This is a genomic window from Pseudomonas sp. Pmew2 (assembly GCF_058129885.1).
This window is the reverse complement of the sequence record NZ_CM176702.1, coordinates 4,951,326-4,971,348: the sequence shown is the minus strand read 5'-3', so window position 1 is coordinate 4,971,348 and position 20,023 is coordinate 4,951,326. Positions and strand designations below refer to the sequence as shown.

Here is a 20,023-nt window from a genome sequence, read left to right as displayed (position 1 = left end):
TTCAAAAATGGCATGATCGGCAGCTCCTGTGCCGACTATGCTGTGTCACCCGACGCGGCTTGCCGGTGATCGAAGAAAGACCTCGAGCTCTCCAAGTGGCAGCGGCTTGCTGATCAGGTAACCCTGGATTTGATCGCAATGGTTTTCACGCAGAAACGCCAGTTGCTCGGGTGTTTCCACACCTTCGGCGATAACCTTCAGGTCGAGGCTGTGAGCCAGTTCAATGATGGCTCTGGCAATGGCCGCGTCCTGTGGGTTGCTGGTCACTTCGCGAATGAATGCGATATCGATTTTAAGCTTGTCGATAGGGAATCGGCGCAAGTAGGCCAGACTTGAATAGCCGGTGCCGAAATCGTCGATGGAAATACTCACGCCATTGGCGCGTAGCGCACCCAGGGTAGCGATGGTGTGAGAGGTGTTTTCCATCAACGAGCTTTCCGTCAGTTCGACCTCCAGCCACTGCGGCGCAACCTTGTGTTTCTCAAGTGCCTGACGAATGTCGGCCACCAGACTGCTGCTGGAAATCTGCTGCCCGGAGATGTTGACTGCCACCTGAAAAGAGCCCAGCCCGGAACGTTGCCAGCGCGCAATCTGCGCGCAAACGCTGTCGACGACCCAGTTGCCGACTTCACCGATCAACCCCAGACTTTCCAGCACCGGAACGAATACGGCGGGCGAAATGCCTGACTGACCAGGGCGCGGCCAGCGCAGCAAGGCTTCAAGCCCGCATACCTGGTTTTCAGCCAGGTTGAGTTTAGGCTGGTAGACAATCTCGAACGCCTGTTTTTGCACGGCGTCACGCAAGGCCGCTTCGAGGTCCAGGCGTGCCGAGACGTCAGCGTTCATCTGCGCGGTATAGAACCGATAGGTGTCCGGGCCTATTTTTTTAGCACTGTTCATTGCGGTGTAGGCGTGTTTGATCAGCTCGCGAGAGTCTTCGCCGTCCTCCGGATAAAGTGCGATGCCGATACTGGCGGTCATGACGATACTCTGGCCTTCCAACTGAAAAGGCACGCGCAATGCGTTGCGAATGCGGTCCAGTGTCTGGCGGGTATCGGCCTGGCCGTCACGAAGCATCAGAATCAGTGCAAACTGATCGCCATCCACACGGCCAAGGGTGTCGCTGGCGTTGAGGCACTCCGACAGGCGGTGGCTGACTTCCAGCAGCACCTCGTCGCCCAGTACATGCCCCCAGGTTTCGTTGATGTTCTTGAAGCCATCCAGATTCACCGTCAGTGCCGCCAGCTTCCAGCGGCTGATGGCCGCCTGGGTCACGCCCATTTGCAGGCTGGTAAAAAACAGGTCCCGATTGGGCAGGCCGGTCAGTGCGTCGTAGTGGGCCATGGTCAGCAGGCGCTGATCGCTTTCCTTGCGCCGGGTGATGTCGCGGACGATGCCGACGATGACCCAGTCCTCGCCGGTACGATAGGCCTGGCGATGGATCTCTACCTCGACATCGCGTCCGCTCTTGTCGCGAATCTGGGTTTCCAGTGGTTCGCTGGGGCCTTTGCCGGCGATGATCTGGTCGTACACGACCTCAAGCTGCTCCATGGACGTTTCGCCCAGTTCGGCAGGCGTCTTGTGTGAAAGCTCCTCGGCGGTGTAGCCGAGCAATTGGCAGGCGCGGCGGTTGAATTCGATCAGGCTCATGGTGTTGCGGTTGATCAGGAAAATCGCGTCTTCGGAAGCGTCCATCACCGTGCGAAAGCGCTCGAGATCAATGGTGCGCTGCTGCAACTGGTCTTCGAGGATCAGGCTGTGGTTTTTCAGGTAGTCGCCAAACGCCTTGAGGCGCAGCAGGTTACGCACACGTAACCATAGCTCGGCGCTGTCCACCGGTTTGTTGAGGTATTCCTCGGCACCGGCTTCCAGCCCTGACAAACGCGCACTTTGCTCGTCGAGTGCCGAGAGCATGATGATCGGTATATTGGCGGTGCTCTTGCTGGCCTTGAGCTGACTGGCGACTTCGTAACCGTCCATGCCCGGCATCATGATGTCCAGCAGGATCAGGTCAGGCGCTTGTAGTTCGACCATGGCCAGCCCCAGCTCGCCCGATTCCGCAGTCAGCGTCCGATAACCCTGATTCTGCAGCAGAACCTCCAGCAGGTCCCGGACATGGACATCGTCATCGATAATCAGGATGGTTGCGGCGCTCTGGGTCATATCGAATGCTCAGGTAATTGGCTGTTGAGGCAGTTTTTTTTCCAGCAGGGTGTCAATAACCCGGTACAGCTCCTTGTAGCGCAATGGTTTGATGATGTAAGCGTTGCAGCCCGCCAGACGGATCTTTTCCTTGTCTTCCTTCATGGCCATTGCGGTCAAGGCGACCACCGGGATCGCGGCTGTGCCGGCGTCTTTCTTCAACAGCGCGGTGGCACTCAGGCCGTCCATTTCCGGCAGGTGAATATCCATCAGAATCAGGTCGGGCTGACGCTCACGGGCCAGTTTCAGGCCTGTTTCAGCATCGACTGCCGACAGTACGCTGTGACCGGCGCTGGTCAATAACAGCTTCGTCAGGCGCATATTCGCCGCATTGTCTTCAATGATCAGGATCTGGGCCATCGTGCCTCCTCGCATTCAGGCGGGCGGATGGGCAGCCAGACCACAAAGCGTGCGCCGAGGTCCTTGACGCTTGCGACCGCGACGCAGCCGCCATGCAGTTCGGTCAGCTGCTTGACCATCGCCAGGCCCAGTCCGGTGCCCTCGAATTTGCGTGCCAGACCACTGTCGATCTGACTGAAGGCTTTGAACAGTTTGTTCATATCGCTTTGGGCGATACCGATTCCTGTGTCGCTTACGCTCAGTTCCAGAAACTGCTCGTAGTCACCGGAAGGCAATGGAAACGTGTGTGCTGGCCAGTCACCCTCGATGACGCCTGTCCGGGCAAATGACACTTGGCGCACTGCCAGCGTCACCCAGCCGCCGGGTTCGCTGAATTTCACTGCGTTGGCCAGCAAATTGTAGACAATCTGCTTGGTCTTGCGCCGATCCAGCTCAAGCAGACCGAAGTCGGCTTCGGTTTCCAGTTTCAACTGGATGCGTTGCAGGGCGGCTTGCTCGCGAACGATCAGCAGGCTGTTGCTCAGCAATTCGTCCAGATCGACCGGTTCAAGCTCCAGCGTCATCATTCCGGCTTCGACCTTGGACAGGTCGAGAATGTCGTTAATCAGCGAGAGCAGATGCTGGCCGCTGTTGAAGATATCGCCGATGTACCGTCGCTGGGCATCGGTCATGTTGCCGACCATACCGTCCTTGAGCGCCTCGGAAAAACCGATGACGGCGTTCAGCGGTGTGCGCAACTCGTGGGACATGGTGGCAAGGAACTCGGACTTCATATGGCTGGCGTGTTCCAGCTCGACGTTTTTTTCTTCCAGCGTGCGTTCGAAGCGCTTGCGCTCGGTCACGTCCCGGGCGGCAGCGAAGACACCCTTGAGCTTGCGGTCCCGGTCATGAAAAGTCGCAGCGTTGTAGGACACCACGGTTTCGGTGCCGTCGTAGGCACGCACGGTGAGTTCGTAGTCGCTGACCTTATGTTCGCTGAGCACGCGTTTGATCGCGGCATCTGCACTCGCCGGGTCTGTGAAGAAGTTTTTGCAGGGCGCGCCGATCAACTCATCACGGGTGCGCGCGGTCAGCGCCATCATCTGCTTGTTGACGTCGGAAATGATGCCTTGCGGGTCGGTCATCATCAGCGCGTCGATGTTCGATTCGATCAGCGAGCGGGTGTAGAACTGCTGGTCACGCAACCGCTGGTCCAGTAGAGCCTGGGCTTCCTCTTCCTGCTTGCGCGCGGTGTTGTCGGTGCCGATCAGTAGATAACCAATGATGGTTTCGGCGCTGTCTCGCAGTGAAGTGACCGACACCATGGCCGACAAGCGGCTGCCGTCCTTGCGGATGTAGGTCAATTCGTAGATGTCTTCGATGCCACGCGAAGCCTTGAATACCAGTGCCTCAAAGCCCGGCGTGATGGGCGTGTTCAGTTCATGGCTGAGCGCTGCCGCGCGGATGATCAGCTCGGCGGGGTCGGAGATATCTGCCGGCGTGATTTTGTCGACCACATCTTCGGAGTGGTAACCGAGCATGCGTTCGGCACCCACGTTGAATATCTGGATGACGCCGTGTTCGTCGGTCGCGATGCTGGAGAAGTAGGCGCTGTTGAAAATCGCGTCCTGCAGCGCGCCGGTTTTGAGCAGGATTTTCTGACGGCGAGATTCGACGATTTTTTCAGCACGAGACTGAGAGTCGGCAAGCGGGCGGTCTGCTGGCGGGGTTGACATATCACTTCCCGGTACTACCTGACCTTTCTGCCATTACGGCCGTAATCACACTTACGGACATCCACTCAAATGGATGATAAGAGGTTTGTGGACCATACCAGATCAGTATCGGCAGATTAGTTATTAAATGAATCTTTTCGGAATATATTTTCGATAAATGGCGTCAATAGATTAGCGCTTGCCCGGTATTCCATATTTTCGCAGTCGATGAGCGATGGCGGTGTGCGATGTATGCAGACGCGCGGCCAACTGACGGGTAGATGGGTAGTCTGCGTAGAGTTTTTCCAGCAGATTTCTTTCAAATGCCTCGACGGCATGTTCGAGGCTGTCCACGGGGCTGTCGTGCGGATGCGCAACTGCAGTGCCTGCGATATCCAGATCGCCTATATCCACTTGAGTGTGTTCGCAGATGGCGGCAGCACGGAAAATCACGTTCTGCAATTGACGAACATTGCCCGGCCAGCGATTGCCCAGCAGAGCAGGGTAGGTGCCGTGCGCAAGCCTGCACACTGGACGCTGAATCTGCGCGCAGGCCTGTTCCATGAAGTAGCGGGCCAGCAGCAGAATGTCCTGCCCGCGTTCGCGCAGCGGCGGTACCTCGAGATTGAGGACGTTGAGGCGGTAGAAAAGGTCTTCACGGAAAGTGCCTTCGCTGACCATTTTTTCCAGATCGCGGTGGGTAGCGCTGAGGATACGCACATTGACCCTGACCTCCCGGTCTCCACCGACACGCCGGAAGCTGCCATCGTTGAGAAAGCGCAGCAGTTTGGCTTGCAGATAAGGCGACATTTCGCCGATTTCATCAAGAAACACGGTGCCCTGATTGGCCAGTTCCATCAGCCCCGGCTTGCCACCGCGCTGGGCACCGGTGAAGGCGCCCGGGGCATAACCGAACAGTTCGCTTTCAGCCAGGTTTTCCGGCAGCGCCGCGCAGTTCAGTGCCAGGAATGGCTCGCCGTGACGCGCGCTGCTGGCGTGGCAAGCCCGCGCTACCAGTTCTTTACCGGTGCCGGTCTCACCTTGAATCAGCAACGGTGCATCCAGCGCCGCCACACGTTGCGCGCGCGCCTTGAGGGTGCGGATTGCGGCTGACTCGCCGAGCAGCGAATCGAAACCTTCGGCGTGATCGTGATGCAGCGCCGACAGGCGCTCACCGATACGGCTGGGCAGGTACAGGGTAATCAGCGCGCCCGCCTCGGTGATCGGGGTGGCATCCAGCAACAGCGCTTCACCGTTGAGGGTGATTTCGCACAGTGGCAGTCGAAAGCTGTTTTCCAGCAATGCTGCTTGCAGACCGGGGTCGGCGAACAGTTCAGCAATGGGTTCGCCCGCAGGTTCCCGGCCGATCAGTGCGATCAACGCGGGATTGGCCAGCAGCACATGCCCGGCGCTGTCCAGTGCCAGTACCGGGTCGGTCATGGCGGCGAGCAGCGCGTCCAGTTGCAGATGGCGGCGCTGACCCGGCAGGATGTCGACCACAGTGATTGCTTCTACCCCACGAACCCGAAACAGCGCGTCCTTGAGTTCTTCGAGCATCTGGTGGCTGAGGGTCGGCGCGTCGATATAGACATTGGGCGGTACCATCTCCACGGCATCCAGATTCAGATTGCGTCCACCCAGGATCGCCAGCACTTCCTGGGTGATACCGACGCGGTCGATGAAGCTGACATGGATGCGCATGAGGCGTTGACGGTTCGCGGATTAGAAGGCGGCAAGTATGCCTTGTAGCGGCAGGTTTGGTGAAATCCGGTGGTGGGCATGAGCACGATAGTGTTCTCCCGGGCAACTATCGTTCCTCACGCTCCAGCGTGGGAATGCCCTTCTTGACGCTCTGCGTCATGGATTTACGCCACGCTGTTTATTCAGGAGAGGACGCAGAGCGTCCGGAACGGCATGCCCACGCGGAGCATGGGCACGAGAGTGTTCTCCGGACCTCGTGCTCCCGTTGCCAAGAGGAGCCTGGCGCTTACTCCAGATGCTCCGGCTTGACCGGGTCGCCTGATTTGGCGTGGAGTTTGTCGCGAATGTCCGCGAACATTCGGTCGTAGTCCTTGTGCTGGGCGATGGGCAGTGCGGCCGAGTTGGGCAAGCCGTGTCTGATCGCGATGCGACTGGCGTCATGGGCGAAGTTGAAGGCGAGGTCACGGGGCAGTTGGAACTGCTCTTCGAACGGCTTGCCGTTGATTTCGCCCTGCATGGTGAAGTGCATGGACGTGCCTTGCTTGGGATCTTCCTCCACGTTGTAGCGCAAGTGGATGTCGTAGCTGATATCCGACGGTTGAAGCGCCACGTGGGTGAGGTGCAGATGGCCTGGCTCGTACATGAAGTGACTCCATCAAGTGTTGAGTGTGTTCAGTCTGACACTCCTCGCGACCGGACGGTTCAGCCTCGTGCAGGGTGCCGCTCGCATCATGCCTGCGCTCAACGATCGATCTTGTCCGGTTCCGGCCTCGACCATATCCACAGATTACCCAGCGCCATACCGGTAAGAGCCAGATAAAGCCACCAGGCGTGGCCGATCAGGCTCAGCATCACCACGGCGCAGACCAGCATGCTGATGGTGGCGCTGATCTTGGCCTTGCGGGCGACCAGTCTGCCGTTGCGCCAGTTGTGCAGAATCGGGCCGAACACACGATGGTTTTCCAGCCAGGCATTCAGACGCGGCGAGCTGCGTGTCGCCGCCCAGGCCGCCAGCAGAATGAACTCGGTGGTCGGCAAGCCGGGAATGAAGATCGCGACAATGCCGATGCCGAGGGCGACATAGGCGAGGATGCCGTATAAAAGGCGCGAGAGTTTTGAGCCGGGTGGTTTGTACGTCATGGTCTCTACAGGCAGGTTCGGGGAGCCCGGCCAGCTTAACAGCACCGGGCGCTTTTTCATGCCTGTGCCATGTCTGCAACCGGGGCATCGGCGTAGGCGTGTTGCAGCAGGACATTGAAACGCTCGAATGCGGCAATGGCGCCTCGATCAAGTGCTGCTTCCTGCTCGGCGGTCAGCGACAGCTCGTCAAGCGTCCTGACAAAGGTCTTCCAGCCTGCTGCGCGGCCTCCGGCAGGCTCGCTCAGATGCCGGGCACCAAAGCTGTGGCTCAGGTTCAAGGCTTCAGCACGTTTGATCAGGAATGCAGCACCCAGCTTGGAACCTTCGGAAACAAATAGCCAGCCGAGCGCTTCTGCGGTGCTCGGCGTTTGTACTGCGCCAGCCACCGGCAGGGGAAGATCCATGTTCAGGTCGGCAAGATCCGCCCCGGCCTGTTCTGCGCGGCAGCGGGCCGGCAGGTCGTTGATGATCGCCCCTAGCGCAGGCTCGTTGTACAGGCTTTGCAGTTCCGTCTGAAAAAGGTATTGAGCAACCACGAAGCGAGCGTAGCTGGCCAAGGTTTCAAACGGCGCATGTGCCTTGACCGCCTTGTCGAGCTGTTCGTGCGGCGCGTGGGTAATCTGATTCAGGCGTTGCGAACGCAGAGTCGGTCGGTTCTGATCAAGGGTCATCGAGTTCTTCCTTGCTGAAAAAGGGGGCTTGTTGAATAGACGAATAGCTGCACCCGAAAGCGTAAAAAAGCCTGCCGCCGATGTGCTCGGCGACGGGCTTTACGCTACTTTCGGGTTCATATGTCCCACACCACGTTGACGCTGAAGTTGCGTCCCGGTTGGGTCAGGCGATCCAGATTAGCGGGCGCCGTCACACCAGCTTCGCCCACGCCGTCGTAGCCGCGCACATCATCCCAGCGCCAGTATTTCTTGTCGGTCAGGTTGTACAGACCCGCATTGACGGTCACATCGTTGCTGACCTAGTAGTAGCCGCTCAGGTCCAGAATGCCGTAGCCCGGGGTCTTGAATTGACTGGAGGTGCCGTCCGGCGTGTGGAAATTGCTGTCATCCACGCGATTCTTGCGCTTGACCAGCGTCCAGCTCAGCAGGCCGCCGTAGTCATTCTGGTCATAGCCCAGGCCGATCACACCGGTCAGCGGGTTGACGCTGTTGATTGGCTCGCCTGTATCGTTGTTGCGGCCCTGCACGTAGGCAACCGATGCCTGGCTGTAGAGACCGTTTGGCGCACCGATGCTGTCGAGATTGATGCGCCCTTTGAATTCCGCGCCCTTCATGGTTGCGTGCTTGATGTTGTTGGACTGGAACGTGAGTTCGCTGTAACCGGGGGTGATGGCGTCCTCGTTGATGAAGTCACGGTATTTGTTGTAGAACACCGCGATGTCGAACGAGCCCGCTTCGAAGCGACCGCGTAAACCGGTTTCATAGCTTTTGCTGGTTTCCGGCTCCAGGTTCGGATTGGGCTCAACCACGTAGCCTGCCGTCGGGTTTTCGAAGCGTCCATAAAGTGACTTGGCCGACGGTGTGCGGAAACCTTCGGCATACTGGCCGTACCAGGTGTAGGCGTCGCTGAATGCATAAGTCACACCGAACTTGGGCGACAAGCGATGCCATGTCCGCGTTTCGTCGTTGCCCTGACCTGGGTCGGCCAGGCTGACCGACCTGAGAAATTCTGGCGTGAACTTCGGGTCGAGTGTGGTGTGGTCATAACGCACGCCGGGCATGAAGGTCCAGTCGTTCCAACTGATCTGATCCTGGGCGAACAGCGCATAGCTGGTGATGGTCGGGTCCGGGAAATCGCTCGTCGCGGCCAGACGGTCGCTCGGGCTGTCTGCACCGACCACGCGGCAGGAGCCGAATACGCGTGCACAGGTCCCGCTGCCGCTGCGCAGCCCGGTGACTTTCTGCTGCTTTACCGTCGTACCGTAGGTCAGCACATGGTCCGTGCTGGCGATAGAGAATGCCTTGTCCAGTTGGGCATCGAATACCCACTGCTTTTCCTGATAGTGCGTGTCGCGATCACGAATGACATCTCGGGAAAACGGAAAGTACCGCTCCCGGGTGTTTTGATCAGTCTTTGCGGTCTGGTAATTCAGGCTCCACTTGAGGTTGTCGACCAGCAGGCTATCGACGGCGAAGCTGTTTTCGACCCCGAAGCGCTCGCGGGTGATGGTGTCGTTACCCTCGCGCGATTGATACATGCCCAGCCCGCTGCCGTTGGTGAACGGCCCGCCTACTGCGCTTTTCAGGTTGCTGTCGCGGTCGTCCTTGTACTTTTCGTAGGCCAGAGCCAGACGCGAACCGTCGGTATAATTCCAGCCCAGCTTGGCCAGCACGTTGGTGCTGCGCGCATCCTCAGGGTTGGCTTCGGTGCGGCTCAGGCCTGTGCCACCTGTTTCGCCATAGGATTCGGTCTCATGACCATTGCGCTGGCTCACGTGCAGCAAGCCGTCAAACTCGCCCTGACGGCCTGCGACAGTGGCCGAGTTCAACCAGCTTTCGTCTGCCGAGCTGTAACCGGTCTTGAGGCGTGCGCCGACATCCTTGCCGGGCTTGATGATGTCATCCGGGTCCAGCGTGTAATAACTGACCACCCCACCAATTGCGCTGCTGCCGTACAGGGCCGAGGCCGGACCGCGGAGGATTTCCACGCGCTTGACGATCTCCGGGTCGACATAGTTGCGATGGGTCTGCGCATAAGGACCGGTGAAAAAGCTGTCGGGGACTTCCACGCCATCGACCTGAGTCAGTATCCGGTTGCCGTCAATGCCGCGGATGTTATAGCCGGTTGTGCCTGCGCGCTGGCCTGCGCCGCCCACCGAAACCCCCGGCTCGTAGCGCACCAGATCACGGATGGTGTTGACGTTGCTGCGGTCCAGTTCTTCACGGGAATGCACGCTGACGGTGCTTGGTACCGTGGCGACATCCTGTGCCTGACGCGTGGCGCTGACGGTGATCTGATCGAGGGCCATGACGCCGACGGTTGCGGTGCGCCTTTCCAGCACTACATTGTTGTTACCCAGATTGCGATAGCTCAGCGAGCTGCCGGCCAGCAGGGTGTCCAGCGCCTGCGCAGGTCTCAGGTTGCCGCGGGCACCCTGGGAGGTGACGTTTTGCGCGAGATCCGATGACACGCCCACCTGCCAGCCGGTGATGCGGCTGAATTCATTGAGTGCCGACACCAGCGATTGCTGGCCAATCGAGAAGTTGTAGGTGCCTGCCGAACGTGCCGCCTGGGTGCTTTCACTGGCAGCACTGGCGTTGACCGTCTGTAGACTGGCGCCCAGCACTGCAAGTGTCAGCAGAGATAGCGTGAGCCGTACGCATGGTTGGGCGGCAGGCGTGAACGTGGATGACATCGGTAGCGCTCCCTGGGGTGTTGCTCGTTATAGTGTTTACAAACCGTTTCAAAATGAGAATCAGTTGCATTGGCTATAGCTAGACGAACGGGCAGTCGCTATCGAGTAAAAAAACTTTTCTTCAGTTGAGAATCACCAGCGCGGGCATTTCGTGAAGGCTTGCCGAGGTGATCTGTGCCAGCGACCGCACCACGTCGAGCGGGTTGTCCAGGCGATAGTTTCCGGTCACCGCCACACGATCCAGTTGCGGGTTGGTGTTGATGATCCAGCCGGGATAGTAACGACGCAGCTCGGTCAGCACTTCGCTCAGCGGACGGTTGTCGAAGATCAGTCGACCCTGCACCCAAGCGAAATCCCTGACCGGGTCAAGCTTTTCACGATGCCCGAAGCCAGCAGGCCCCACGCGAACGCTTTCTCCGGCCCCCAGGCTGACGCTGGAGTCGCCGCGTGTGGCACGCACGTCGACAGCGCCGCGCTGCACTTTTACCTGGGCAACGCCGTTCAGATAACGCACGGAAAATTCGGTGCTGTTGGCACTCATGCGCACCGGTCCGGCTTCGATTTCCAGTGGCACGCCCGCTCTGGAACTGACATCGAAGAATGCTTCGCCTTGCAGCATGCGAGCAGAGCGCCGCTGTTCACCTACCTGACTGGAGAACGCCGAGTCGGTGTTGAGCAGCACTTTCGAGCCGTCTGCCAGTTCCAGGCGCTGGCGCTCACCCACTATCGTCAGGTGATCGGCCTGAAGGCGCAGCGGCAGATTGCTGAAACTGAACAGCCCCAACAGCAACACCGCTGCAGTGGCGAGAGGTTTCCATTGCGCACGGACACGTTGCCACGCCGATGGCTTGCGGGGTTGCGCGATGCTTTCGGCGGCGTGCTGAACCGGCTGTGAATTCCAGAGTGTCCGGGCCTTATCGAAGGCGCGTGCGTGTTCCGGATCGGCGTTCAGCCATTCCTGAAAACGGGCAAGCCGGGTGGCGTCTGCGCCTTCCAGTTCGACCAGCCAGGTCAGTGCCTGATCCATTGCAGCATTGCTCAACACGTCCTGCGCAATCGCGTGCGGGCGTTCGGTTCTCGGGGCCACAGTGTTCCTCGGCAATCCTGAAACTGTATCGATAAGAGTCTGGCAGCGTGCGGCAGGGTTCAGGGCGGGTCAAGTCTTGAGAGGACGCCTACGCAGATGGCCATGATCAGTTTCAGTTCTTTCTGGACAGTACTGGCGGAGACCTGAAGCTGCTCGGCGATTTCCAGATAACTGCGGCCATCGAGGCGGCTGAGGGTAAAGATTTTCTGCTGACGCGGGCTCAACGTACTCAGGCTGGCACTCAGGTTTTCAAGCAGGCGCTTGGCATGCGCAGCGTCCTCAGGCGAGCCCATCTGGGCTACGACGCTTTCGAGTTGGGCGGGTGAGACATCTTCGAGCATGGTCCGGCCATGAATACGCCGCGCACGCAAATGATCCAGCGCCAGGTTGCGGGCGGTCTGAAAGACGAAGGGTTCAAGGTGGTCGACGGGGTGTTCGGTCAATGCACGGCTGACGCGCAGCCAGGTTTCCTGAAGCAGGTCTTCGGCAGCGTTTTGGTTGCCGACCATGCGTTGCAGGGTGCGTAGCAGAACCGGGCGCTGGGCCAGAAAGACATCGTTGAAGCGTGACTGCGACACAGAGAGGCCCGACCAGAGATGTGAGCAAATGATAATGCTTCTCATCTTTTGGTCGGGTCAAGCCTGCATCTGTAAATAATTATCTTACGCTGCTGCCCACTGCGACGCTGAATTTACTCGGCGTTGTGCAGCGCCAGGCAGTTGTCGAGCATGCGATTGGAGAACGCCCATTCGTTGTCGTACCACGACAGTACCTTGAGCAACTTGCCACTGACCTTGGTGTGATTGGCGTCGAAAATCGACGACAACGGGTTGTGATTGAAGTCGTGGGAAACCAGCGGCAGGGCGTTGTAGCCCAGCACCTTGGAATGCTGGCTGGCTTCTTTCAGCAGCGCGTTGACTTCATCGACTGTGGTTTCGCGCTTCAGGGTCACGGTCAGGTCGACCAGCGAAACGTTGATGACCGGTACGCGTACCGCCATGCCGGTGAGTTTGCCTGCCAGCTCCGGCAGTACCAGGCCCACTGCTTCGGCAGCGCCGGTCTTACTCGGGATCATCGACTGCGTCGCCGAGCGGGCGCGGTACGGATCGGTGTGATAGACATCGATCAGGTTCTGGTCGTTGGTGTAGGCATGGATGGTGGTCATCAGGCCATTTTCGATCCCCAGTTCACGGTGCAGTACCTGGGCGACCGGGGCCAGGCAATTGGTGGTGCAGGATGCACTGGAGATGATCTGGTGCGACTGACGCAGCGTGTCGTGGTTGACACCATAGACGATGGTGGCATCGGCACCGCTGGCCGGGGCGGAGATAATGACCTTGCGGGCACCGGCAGTAAGGTGCGCTGCGGCCTTGTCACGGCTGGTGAACAGGCCGGTGCACTCGAACACTACATCAATGTCCTGCGCCTTCCACGGCAGCTCGGCCGGATTGCGAATGGCACTGACCGAAATACGGTCACCATTGACGGTCAGGCTATCCTTGTCGCACTCGACCGTGCCGCTGAAAGGGCCGTGTACGGTGTCGAAGCGCAGCAGGTGTGCGTTCATTTCGCTGTCGCCAAGATCGTTGATGGCGACGACCTGCAGGTCCTGGCGGTAGCCTTGGGTATACAGTGCGCGTAGGACGTTGCGGCCGATGCGGCCAAAACCGTTGATTGCGATACGAAGAGTCATACAGCCGTCCTTCTGAATTTGTTGTTGGAATTACAAGATTATTCTCATAGAAATAGAAAACAAGCCTTTTTAGTGGCAATATTTTGTTTTATCTACAACTACAAGCCTGAAAGGCCCTCCCGGTTGATCGAGATCAGGGTTCTGCTCCCCGCCCGTCACTGCTCGAAAACCGGAACCGTCTTTACGGGTGACCTTAGACGTTAGCCTGGAGTTCATCACATGCATCCCCGCGTCCTTGAAGTAACCGAGCGACTCATCGCCCGCAGTCGCGATACCCGTCAGCGCTACCTTCAATTGATTCGCGGCGCAGCGAGCGATGGCCCGATGCGCGGCAAGCTTCAATGTGCCAACTTTGCTCACGGCGTCGCTGCCTGCGGGCCAGAAGACAAGCAAAGCCTGCGTCTGATGAACGCCGCCAACGTGGCAATCGTCTCCTCCTACAACGAGATGCTCTCGGCGCATCAACCCTACGAACACTTTCCTGCCCAGATCAAACAGGCTTTACGTGACATTGGTTCGGTCGGTCAGTTTGCCGGCGGCGTGCCTGCCATGTGCGATGGCGTGACCCAGGGTGAACCGGGTATGGAGCTGGCCATTGCCAGTCGCGAAGTGATTGCCATGTCCACGGCAGTTGCTTTGTCACACAATATGTTCGACGCCGCGATGATGCTGGGTATCTGCGACAAGATCGTCCCTGGCTTGATGATGGGCGCACTGCGTTTTGGTCATCTGCCGACCATCTTCGTGCCGGGCGGACCGATGGTTTCAGGTATCTCCAACAAGGAAAAAGCCGACGTACGGCAGCGTTACGCGGAAGGCAAGGCCAGCCGTGAAGAGTTGCTCGACTCGGAAATGAAGTCCTATCACGGTCCGGGAACCTGCACCTTCTACGGTACCGCCAACACCAATCAGTTATTGATGGAAGTCATGGGCATGCACCTTCCCGGTGCCTCGTTCGTCAATCCCTACACACCACTGCGCGATGCACTGACCGCCGAAGCAGCTCGCCAGGTGACGCGTCTGACCATGCAAAGCGGCAGCTTCATGCCGATCGGCGAAATCGTCGACGAGCGCTCGCTGGTCAACTCCATCGTTGCCCTGCACGCCACTGGCGGCTCGACCAACCACACGCTGCACATGCCGGCGATTGCCCAGGCCGCGGGCATTCAACTGACCTGGCAGGACATGGCCGACCTGTCGGAAGTGGTGCCAACCCTGAGTCACGTCTACCCCAACGGCAAAGCCGATATCAACCACTTCCAGGCGGCTGGCGGCATGTCGTTCCTGATCCGTGAGTTGCTGGCTGCCGGTTTGTTGCACGAAAACGTCAATACCGTGGCCGGTTACGGCTTGAGCCGCTACACCAAAGAGCCATTCCTGGAGGATGGCAAGCTGGTCTGGCGCGAAGGACCGCTTGAAAGCCTTGATGAAAACATTTTGCGTCCGGTCGCCCGTCCGTTCTCGCCGGAAGGTGGTCTGCGGGTCATGGAGGGCAACCTGGGCCGTGGTGTGATGAAAGTCTCCGCAGTGGCCCCGGAGCATCAGATCGTCGAAGCGCCAGCCAAGGTCTTTCAGGATCAGAAGGAGCTGGCCGATGCGTTCAAGGCCGGTGAACTGGAGTGCGATTTCGTCGCCGTGATGCGCTTCCAGGGGCCGCGCTGCAACGGCATGCCCGAGTTGCACAAGATGACGCCGTTTCTGGGTGTTCTGCAGGACCGTGGTTTCAAGGTGGCGCTGGTCACCGACGGACGCATGTCGGGCGCGTCGGGCAAGATCCCGGCGGCCATTCATGTCTGCCCTGAAGCGTTTGATGGTGGCCCGTTGGCACTGGTGCGCGATGGTGATGTGATCCGTGTGGATGGCGTAAAAGGCACGTTACAAGTTCTGGTCGAAGCGTCAGAATTGGCCGCCAGAGAACCGGCTATCAACCAGATCGACAACAGTGTCGGCTGTGGCCGCGAGCTCTTTGGATTCATGCGCATGGCCTTCAGCTCCGCAGAGCAGGGTGCCAGCGCCTTTACTTCTAGTCTGGAGACGCTCAAGTGAAGTTGGCCCTGGTCGGTGATATAGGCGGTACCAATGCACGTTTTGCCATTTGGGAAGACGACACGCTGCATTCTGTCCGGGTATTCCCGACCATTGACTATGCCGGCCCGGAAAAGGCCATCGAAGTCTATCTGCAGGACCTTGAATTGCAGCGCGGTGATATCAGCCACGTATGCCTTGCCGTGGCCGGACCGGTGGATGGCGATTTTTTCCAGTTCACCAACAGCCACTGGCAGTTGAGCCGTGAGGCATTTTGCGCCGACCTGAAAGTCGATCACCTGCTGCTGATCAACGACTTCACCGCCATGGCGCTGGGCATGACCCGGCTCAAGGAAGATGAATACCTGACGGTTTGCCCTGGCGCTGGCAAGCCTGATCGGCCGCGTGTGGTGGTCGGGCCGGGTACCGGGCTGGGCATCGGTACGCTGATCAAGCTTGACGGCAGTCGCTGGCTGGCGCTGCCGGGCGAGGGCGGGCATGCTGACCTGCCAATCGGCACCGCACGCGAGGCCCTGTTATGGACACGCCTGATGGCTGAGCATGAGCATGTCAGCGCTGAAGTGGTACTCAGTGGCGCGGGCTTGCTGTTGCTCTATCAGGTCAGTTGCGCCCTGGACGATATCGAGCCAGTGCTCAAGTCGCCTGCGGCTGTCACCTCGGCAGCGCTGGCGGGCGACCCGGTAGCCGCAGCCGTGCTGGAGCAGTTCTGTGTGTTTCTCGGCAGGGTGGTGGGCAACAATGTGCTGACCCTGGGCAGCCTGGGCGGCGTGTACATTGTTGGCGGCGTGGTGCCGCGCTTCACTGAGTTCTTCATCAACAGCGGTTTCAAGCGCGCCATGGCCGAGAAGGGCGTGATGAGCGACTATTTCAAGAACCTGCCGGTCTGGCTGGTGACCGCCGAGTACCCTGGCCTGATGGGCTCAGGCGTCGCTCTGCAACAGGCCTTCGGTTCGCAGATCTGAGCAGCATCCCATAACAACAAAGATTCACCGTCAAACAAGGACGCCTCAATTTGAGTTCAGTCAGTAAATCGATCCTGCTGGTGGATGACGATCAGGAGATTCGCGAGTTGCTTGACACCTACCTGAGTCGTGCCGGTTTTCAGGTGCGCACGGTGGGTGATGGCGCTGATTTTCGCCGCGCCTTCAACGAAGAACCCAGTGATTTGCTGATCCTTGATGTGATGCTGCCCCATGAAGACGGTTTCAGTCTGTGCAAATGGATCCGTCAGCATCCGCGCCAGCCGCATGTGCCGATCATCATGTTGACCGCCAGTTCGGACGAAGCCGATCGGGTCATCGGCCTGGAATTGGGCGCTGATGATTATCTGGGCAAGCCGTTCAGCCCGCGTGAGCTGCAAGCGCGTATCAAGGCACTGTTGAGGCGCGCACAGTTCGGTCAGGAGCGTCCTGGCGGCGATGTCATTCTGTTCGACGAATGGCGGCTGGACATGGTCAGTCACAGGTTGTTTCACAATGACGGCGAAGAAGTGATTCTGTCCGGTGCCGACTTTGCGCTGCTCAAGCTGTTTCTCGACAACCCCCAGCAGATTCTCGACCGCGACACTATCGGCAATGCCACACGCGGGCGTGAGCTGATGCCGCTGGAGCGGATCGTCGACATGGCGGTCAGTCGGCTGCGTCAGCGTCTCCGCGATACTGGCAAGTCGCCGCGCCTGATCCGTACCATTCGCGGCAGTGGTTATCTGCTGGCCGCGAACGTCAACTCGCAAGCGGGCAACGGCTATTAACTCGCCGGTGGCAGGAGCGAAAAGAACCGGCCTGCCACTGCCGCGCTCATTGCTGGGGCGCATGCTGCTGTTGACGTTACTGGCGGTTCTGCTGGCTCAGACACTGTCCAGTGTGATCTGGCTGTCACAGTTGCGCGCCACACAGACCGAAGGGCTGGTGACCAGCGCGCGCAGCCTCGCTTACTCGATGGCCGCCAGTGTCAGTTACTTTCGCTCATTGCCGCTGGCCTACCGGCCCATGGTGCTGGATCAACTGCGCAGTATGGGCGGCACCCGTTTCGTCGTCTCGCTCAACGATCACCCGTTGGATATGCAGATCATGCAGCCCACGCCTCGCAAACAGGCGGTGCTGGACGTGGTGGGCGAGGTATTGCGCCAGCGTCTGGGCAATGGGCCGGACATCACCGTGTGGTTTGCGCGGCCTGATGAACTGCGCATTTTCAACAGCGGCCTGAAGCTCGATGAACTGCCGCGTTCCTGGGCGCATTACGCGCTGACACTTGAACCGGTGAACCCGCCGGTGCTGGTCACGCAAATCGAAATGGCGCCCGGTGAATGGTTCTACATTGCCTCTCTGCTGCCTGAGCCATACACCTCGCTGGAGGAGCAGGAGCTGCCCCTTCAGCAGGTTTCATTCATCGTCCTGACCAGCATGTTTTTGCTGTTGTTCATCGGTTTGCTGGTGCATTGGCAGAGCCGGCCGCTCAAACGCCTGGCGCGGGCCGCACGGGACATGTCACTGGGCGCGGACGTCGAGCCGGTGGTCGAGGGCGGCGGCAGCGAGGTGATCGAGGTCAGCCGTGCGTTCAACGCCATGCGCACCCGTATCAGCCGCTACCTGACCGAACGGGGTCAGTTGTTCAGTGCCATCTCGCATGATCTGCGCACGCCCATCACCCGGCTGCGGTTGCGTGTCGAGCTGCTGGAAGATGAGCACCTGCAGCGTAAATTCAGTCGCGATCTGGACGAGCTGGAATTGCTGGTCAAAGGCGCGCTGCAGTGCGTCAAGGACACCGATATTCATGAAAACATCGAGCCGGTGGACCTCAATGCACTGCTTGATTGCCTGGTCGAGCCCTGGCTGCTTGCTGACGGCAATGGGCGGGTCACGCAGCAAGGCGAGGCTCAGGCTGCCTATCCCGGCAAGCCGTTGGCGCTGCGGCGCTGTATGGGCAACCTGATCGACAATGCCCTTAAATATGGCCATCGCGCTCATCTGAAAGTCGAGGATAACGCCACGGCTTTCGTCCTGCATGTGGATGACGAAGGGCCTGGTGTGCCCGAACAACGTCTCGAACACGTTTTCGAACCGCATTTCCGTCTGGCAGGCAATCAGCAGCAGGGCTACGGTCTGGGCCTGGGTATCGCGCGCAACATTGCCCACAGTCACGGTGGCGAAGTCAGCCTGCAGAACCTGCGTGAGGGTGGGTTGCGGGTAACGTTGTACCTGCCGAGAACTGCGGAATGACGCGCTGCACAGTGGCTTTTAGCTAGCGATTGCACCGGGAGTTCAATTGTCACCATCCTGTGACAATCGCGCGTCCCTTCGTTACTGTCGGCGCTTCAGGCTTGGTTAGACTCCTACGAAGCGCAAGCATCAGACTTGCTCATGCATAACAACAAGAAAGGTCAATTCGATGAATTCCATGTCACGTCTCGCTGTTGTCATCTCTCTCGCTTCGTTGTTCCCTCTGAGCGCTACTGCCGCTGAATCCAAAGGCACTGTAGAAGTTGTGCACTGGTGGACGTCGGGTGGCGAAAAGGCTGCGGTCGATGTTCTGAAAGCTCAGGTTGAAAAGGACGGCTTTACCTGGAAGGGCGATGGCATCAGTGGTGGCGGCGGTGCCGCTGCCATGACAGTGCTTAAAAGCCGAGCAATGGCAAGTAACCCTCCCGGCGCTGCGCAGATCAAAGGACCGGATATTCAGGACTGGGCCAAAATGGGATTGCTCGACACTGACGCGTTGAAAGACGTCGCCAAAGCCGAGAAGTGGGACTCTCTGCTGGATAAGAAAGTCTCCGACACCGTTAAGTATGACGGCGATTACGTTGCCGTGCCGGTGAACATCCACCGCGTCAACTGGCTGTGGATCAACCCTGAAGTTTTCAAGAAGGCTGGCATTGACAAGGCTCCCACCACCCTAGAAGAATTCTACGCTGCGGGCGACAAGCTGAAAAAAGCCGGTTTCATTCCGTTGGCACACGGCGGTCAGCCTTGGCAGGACAGTACCGTGTTTGAAGCCGTTGTACTGTCGGTCATGGGCGCTGATGGCTACAAGAAGGCGCTGGTCGACCTCGACAAAGGCGCACTGACCGGCGAGGGCATGGTCAAGTCGCTGACTGAGCTGAAAAAGGTCGCCACCTACATGGATGTCGATGGCAAGGGCCAGGACTGGAACCTGGAAGCTGCCAAGGTCATCAACGGCAAGGCTGGCATGCAGATCATGGGTGACTGGGCCAAGAGCGAATGGACCGCCGCCAAGAAAGTCGCCGGCAAGGATTACCAGTGCGTAGCCTTCCCGGGTACCGACAAGGCATTCACTTACAACATCGACTCGCTGGCGGTGTTCAAGCAGAAAGACAAAGGCACCACTGCCGCTCAGCAGGACCTGGCCAAGGTCGCGATGGGTGAGGACTTCCAGAAAGTCTTCAGCATCAACAAGGGTTCGATCCCGGTTCGCCAGGACATGCTAGCCGACATGGACAAGTATGGCTTTGATTCCTGCGCCCAGACCGCTGCCAAGGACTTCCTGGCCGACGCGAAGACCGGTGGCCTTCAGCCAAGCATGGCGCACAACATGGCGACTTCGCTGGCAGTTCAGGGTGCCTTCTTTGACGTGATCACCAACTACATCAATGACCCGAAAGCCGACCCGGCAGAAACAGCCAAGAAGCTCGCTACCGCGGTCAAATCAGTCCAGTGATTGGTCTTTAATAGCCTGTAACCGCCGTCCGTGGTGTTGAAATCCGTCGTTGATTTCTC

General features: G+C 58.9%; 15 protein-coding genes and 1 pseudogene. 5 read left to right on the top strand and 11 right to left on the bottom strand.

What is annotated here, in order from left to right; genetic code table 11:
- Positions 1 to 45: 45 nt before the first annotated feature.
- From AC4ANK_RS23020 to gap, 11 genes and pseudogenes are all read right to left on the bottom strand, one after another.
- A complete protein-coding gene (locus AC4ANK_RS23020) occupies positions 46 to 2,163 on the bottom strand; it encodes a putative bifunctional diguanylate cyclase/phosphodiesterase (RefSeq protein ID WP_002552303.1) in 2,118 nt (705 codons plus the stop codon).
- A gap of 9 nt (positions 2,164 to 2,172) precedes the next feature.
- Positions 2,173 to 2,562 (bottom strand): response regulator, encoded by a 390-nt coding sequence (locus tag AC4ANK_RS23015; protein WP_002552304.1) that lies wholly within the window; start codon positions 2,560 to 2,562, stop codon positions 2,173 to 2,175.
- Positions 2,547 to 4,277, bottom strand: coding sequence for a PAS domain-containing sensor histidine kinase (locus AC4ANK_RS23010; protein ID WP_002552305.1), 1,731 nt, complete (start codon positions 4,275 to 4,277; stop codon positions 2,547 to 2,549). The genes AC4ANK_RS23015 and AC4ANK_RS23010 overlap by 16 nt, the downstream gene beginning before the upstream one ends.
- 171 nt (positions 4,278 to 4,448) lie before the next feature.
- Entirely contained in the window at positions 4,449 to 5,957 is a 1,509-nt protein-coding gene (locus AC4ANK_RS23005; protein WP_460384409.1) for a sigma-54-dependent transcriptional regulator, read from the bottom strand.
- 286 nt (positions 5,958 to 6,243) lie between these two features.
- On the bottom strand, positions 6,244 to 6,600 hold the full coding sequence (locus AC4ANK_RS23000; RefSeq protein WP_002552307.1) for a DUF5064 family protein: 357 nt from the start codon (positions 6,598 to 6,600) through the stop codon (positions 6,244 to 6,246).
- Positions 6,601 to 6,698: 98 nt separating this feature from the next.
- Complete coding sequence (locus AC4ANK_RS22995) at positions 6,699 to 7,157, bottom strand: YbaN family protein (protein ID WP_002552308.1); 459 nt, start codon at positions 7,155 to 7,157, stop codon at positions 6,699 to 6,701.
- A complete protein-coding gene (locus AC4ANK_RS22990; protein ID WP_002552309.1) occupies positions 7,154 to 7,768 on the bottom strand; it encodes a biliverdin-producing heme oxygenase in 615 nt (204 codons plus the stop codon). The genes AC4ANK_RS22995 and AC4ANK_RS22990 overlap by 4 nt, the downstream gene beginning before the upstream one ends.
- Positions 7,769 to 7,884: 116 nt before the next feature.
- Positions 7,885 to 10,464: pseudogene (locus AC4ANK_RS22985) on the bottom strand (TonB-dependent receptor).
- Positions 10,465 to 10,585: 121 nt separating this feature from the next.
- Positions 10,586 to 11,551 carry a FecR family protein gene (locus AC4ANK_RS22980; RefSeq protein WP_002552312.1) on the bottom strand — a complete coding sequence of 322 codons (966 nt, stop codon included), beginning with the start codon at positions 11,549 to 11,551 and terminating at the stop codon, positions 10,586 to 10,588.
- A gap of 59 nt (positions 11,552 to 11,610) precedes the next feature.
- Positions 11,611 to 12,129 (bottom strand): RNA polymerase sigma factor, encoded by a 519-nt coding sequence (locus AC4ANK_RS22975; RefSeq protein WP_002552313.1) that lies wholly within the window; start codon positions 12,127 to 12,129, stop codon positions 11,611 to 11,613.
- Between the two features lie 113 nt (positions 12,130 to 12,242).
- Positions 12,243 to 13,244, bottom strand: a complete 1,002-nt coding sequence (gene gap, locus AC4ANK_RS22970) for a type I glyceraldehyde-3-phosphate dehydrogenase (RefSeq protein WP_002552314.1) — start codon at positions 13,242 to 13,244, stop codon at positions 12,243 to 12,245.
- Positions 13,245 to 13,463: 219 nt separating this feature from the next.
- Between gap and edd the strand changes: the two genes are divergently transcribed.
- The 5 genes from edd (at position 13,464) to AC4ANK_RS22945 (ending at position 19,964) form a co-directional block, all read left to right on the top strand.
- Positions 13,464 to 15,290 (top strand): phosphogluconate dehydratase, encoded by a 1,827-nt coding sequence (edd, locus tag AC4ANK_RS22965; protein ID WP_002552315.1) that lies wholly within the window; start codon positions 13,464 to 13,466, stop codon positions 15,288 to 15,290.
- Entirely contained in the window at positions 15,287 to 16,252 is a 966-nt protein-coding gene (locus AC4ANK_RS22960) for a glucokinase (RefSeq protein ID WP_002552316.1), read from the top strand. Before edd ends, AC4ANK_RS22960 begins: the two co-directional genes overlap by 4 nt.
- Before the next feature lie 50 nt (positions 16,253 to 16,302).
- Positions 16,303 to 17,040 (top strand): response regulator, encoded by a 738-nt coding sequence (locus AC4ANK_RS22955; protein WP_002552317.1) that lies wholly within the window; start codon positions 16,303 to 16,305, stop codon positions 17,038 to 17,040.
- 61 nt (positions 17,041 to 17,101) lie between these two features.
- Positions 17,102 to 18,508: an ATP-binding protein gene (locus AC4ANK_RS22950; protein ID WP_002552318.1), complete on the top strand. Its 1,407-nt coding sequence runs from the start codon at positions 17,102 to 17,104 to the stop codon at positions 18,506 to 18,508.
- A gap of 169 nt (positions 18,509 to 18,677) precedes the next feature.
- On the top strand, positions 18,678 to 19,964 hold the full coding sequence (locus AC4ANK_RS22945) for an ABC transporter substrate-binding protein (RefSeq protein WP_002552319.1): 1,287 nt from the start codon (positions 18,678 to 18,680) through the stop codon (positions 19,962 to 19,964).
- The last annotated feature ends 59 nt before the right edge of the window (positions 19,965 to 20,023 follow it).

Coding starts and splice junctions, on each gene's coding strand:
- AC4ANK_RS22995 (WP_002552308.1), bottom strand. CDS start 7,157: ATGAAAAAGCGCCCGGTGCTGTTAAGCTGGCCGGGCTCCCCGAACCTG.
- edd (WP_002552315.1), top strand. CDS start 13,464: ATGCATCCCCGCGTCCTTGAAGTAACCGAGCGACTCATCGCCCGCAGT.
- AC4ANK_RS23015 (WP_002552304.1), bottom strand. CDS start 2,562: ATGGCCCAGATCCTGATCATTGAAGACAATGCGGCGAATATGCGCCTG.
- AC4ANK_RS23010 (WP_002552305.1), bottom strand. CDS start 4,277: ATGTCAACCCCGCCAGCAGACCGCCCGCTTGCCGACTCTCAGTCTCGT.
- gap (WP_002552314.1), bottom strand. CDS start 13,244: ATGACTCTTCGTATCGCAATCAACGGTTTTGGCCGCATCGGCCGCAAC.
- AC4ANK_RS23005 (WP_460384409.1), bottom strand. CDS start 5,957: ATGCGCATCCATGTCAGCTTCATCGACCGCGTCGGTATCACCCAGGAA.
- AC4ANK_RS23020 (WP_002552303.1), bottom strand. CDS start 2,163: ATGACCCAGAGCGCCGCAACCATCCTGATTATCGATGACGATGTCCAT.
- AC4ANK_RS22945 (WP_002552319.1), top strand. CDS start 18,678: ATGAATTCCATGTCACGTCTCGCTGTTGTCATCTCTCTCGCTTCGTTG.
- AC4ANK_RS23000 (WP_002552307.1), bottom strand. CDS start 6,600: ATGTACGAGCCAGGCCATCTGCACCTCACCCACGTGGCGCTTCAACCG.
- AC4ANK_RS22950 (WP_002552318.1), top strand. CDS start 17,102: ATGCTGCTGTTGACGTTACTGGCGGTTCTGCTGGCTCAGACACTGTCC.
- AC4ANK_RS22990 (WP_002552309.1), bottom strand. CDS start 7,768: ATGACCCTTGATCAGAACCGACCGACTCTGCGTTCGCAACGCCTGAAT.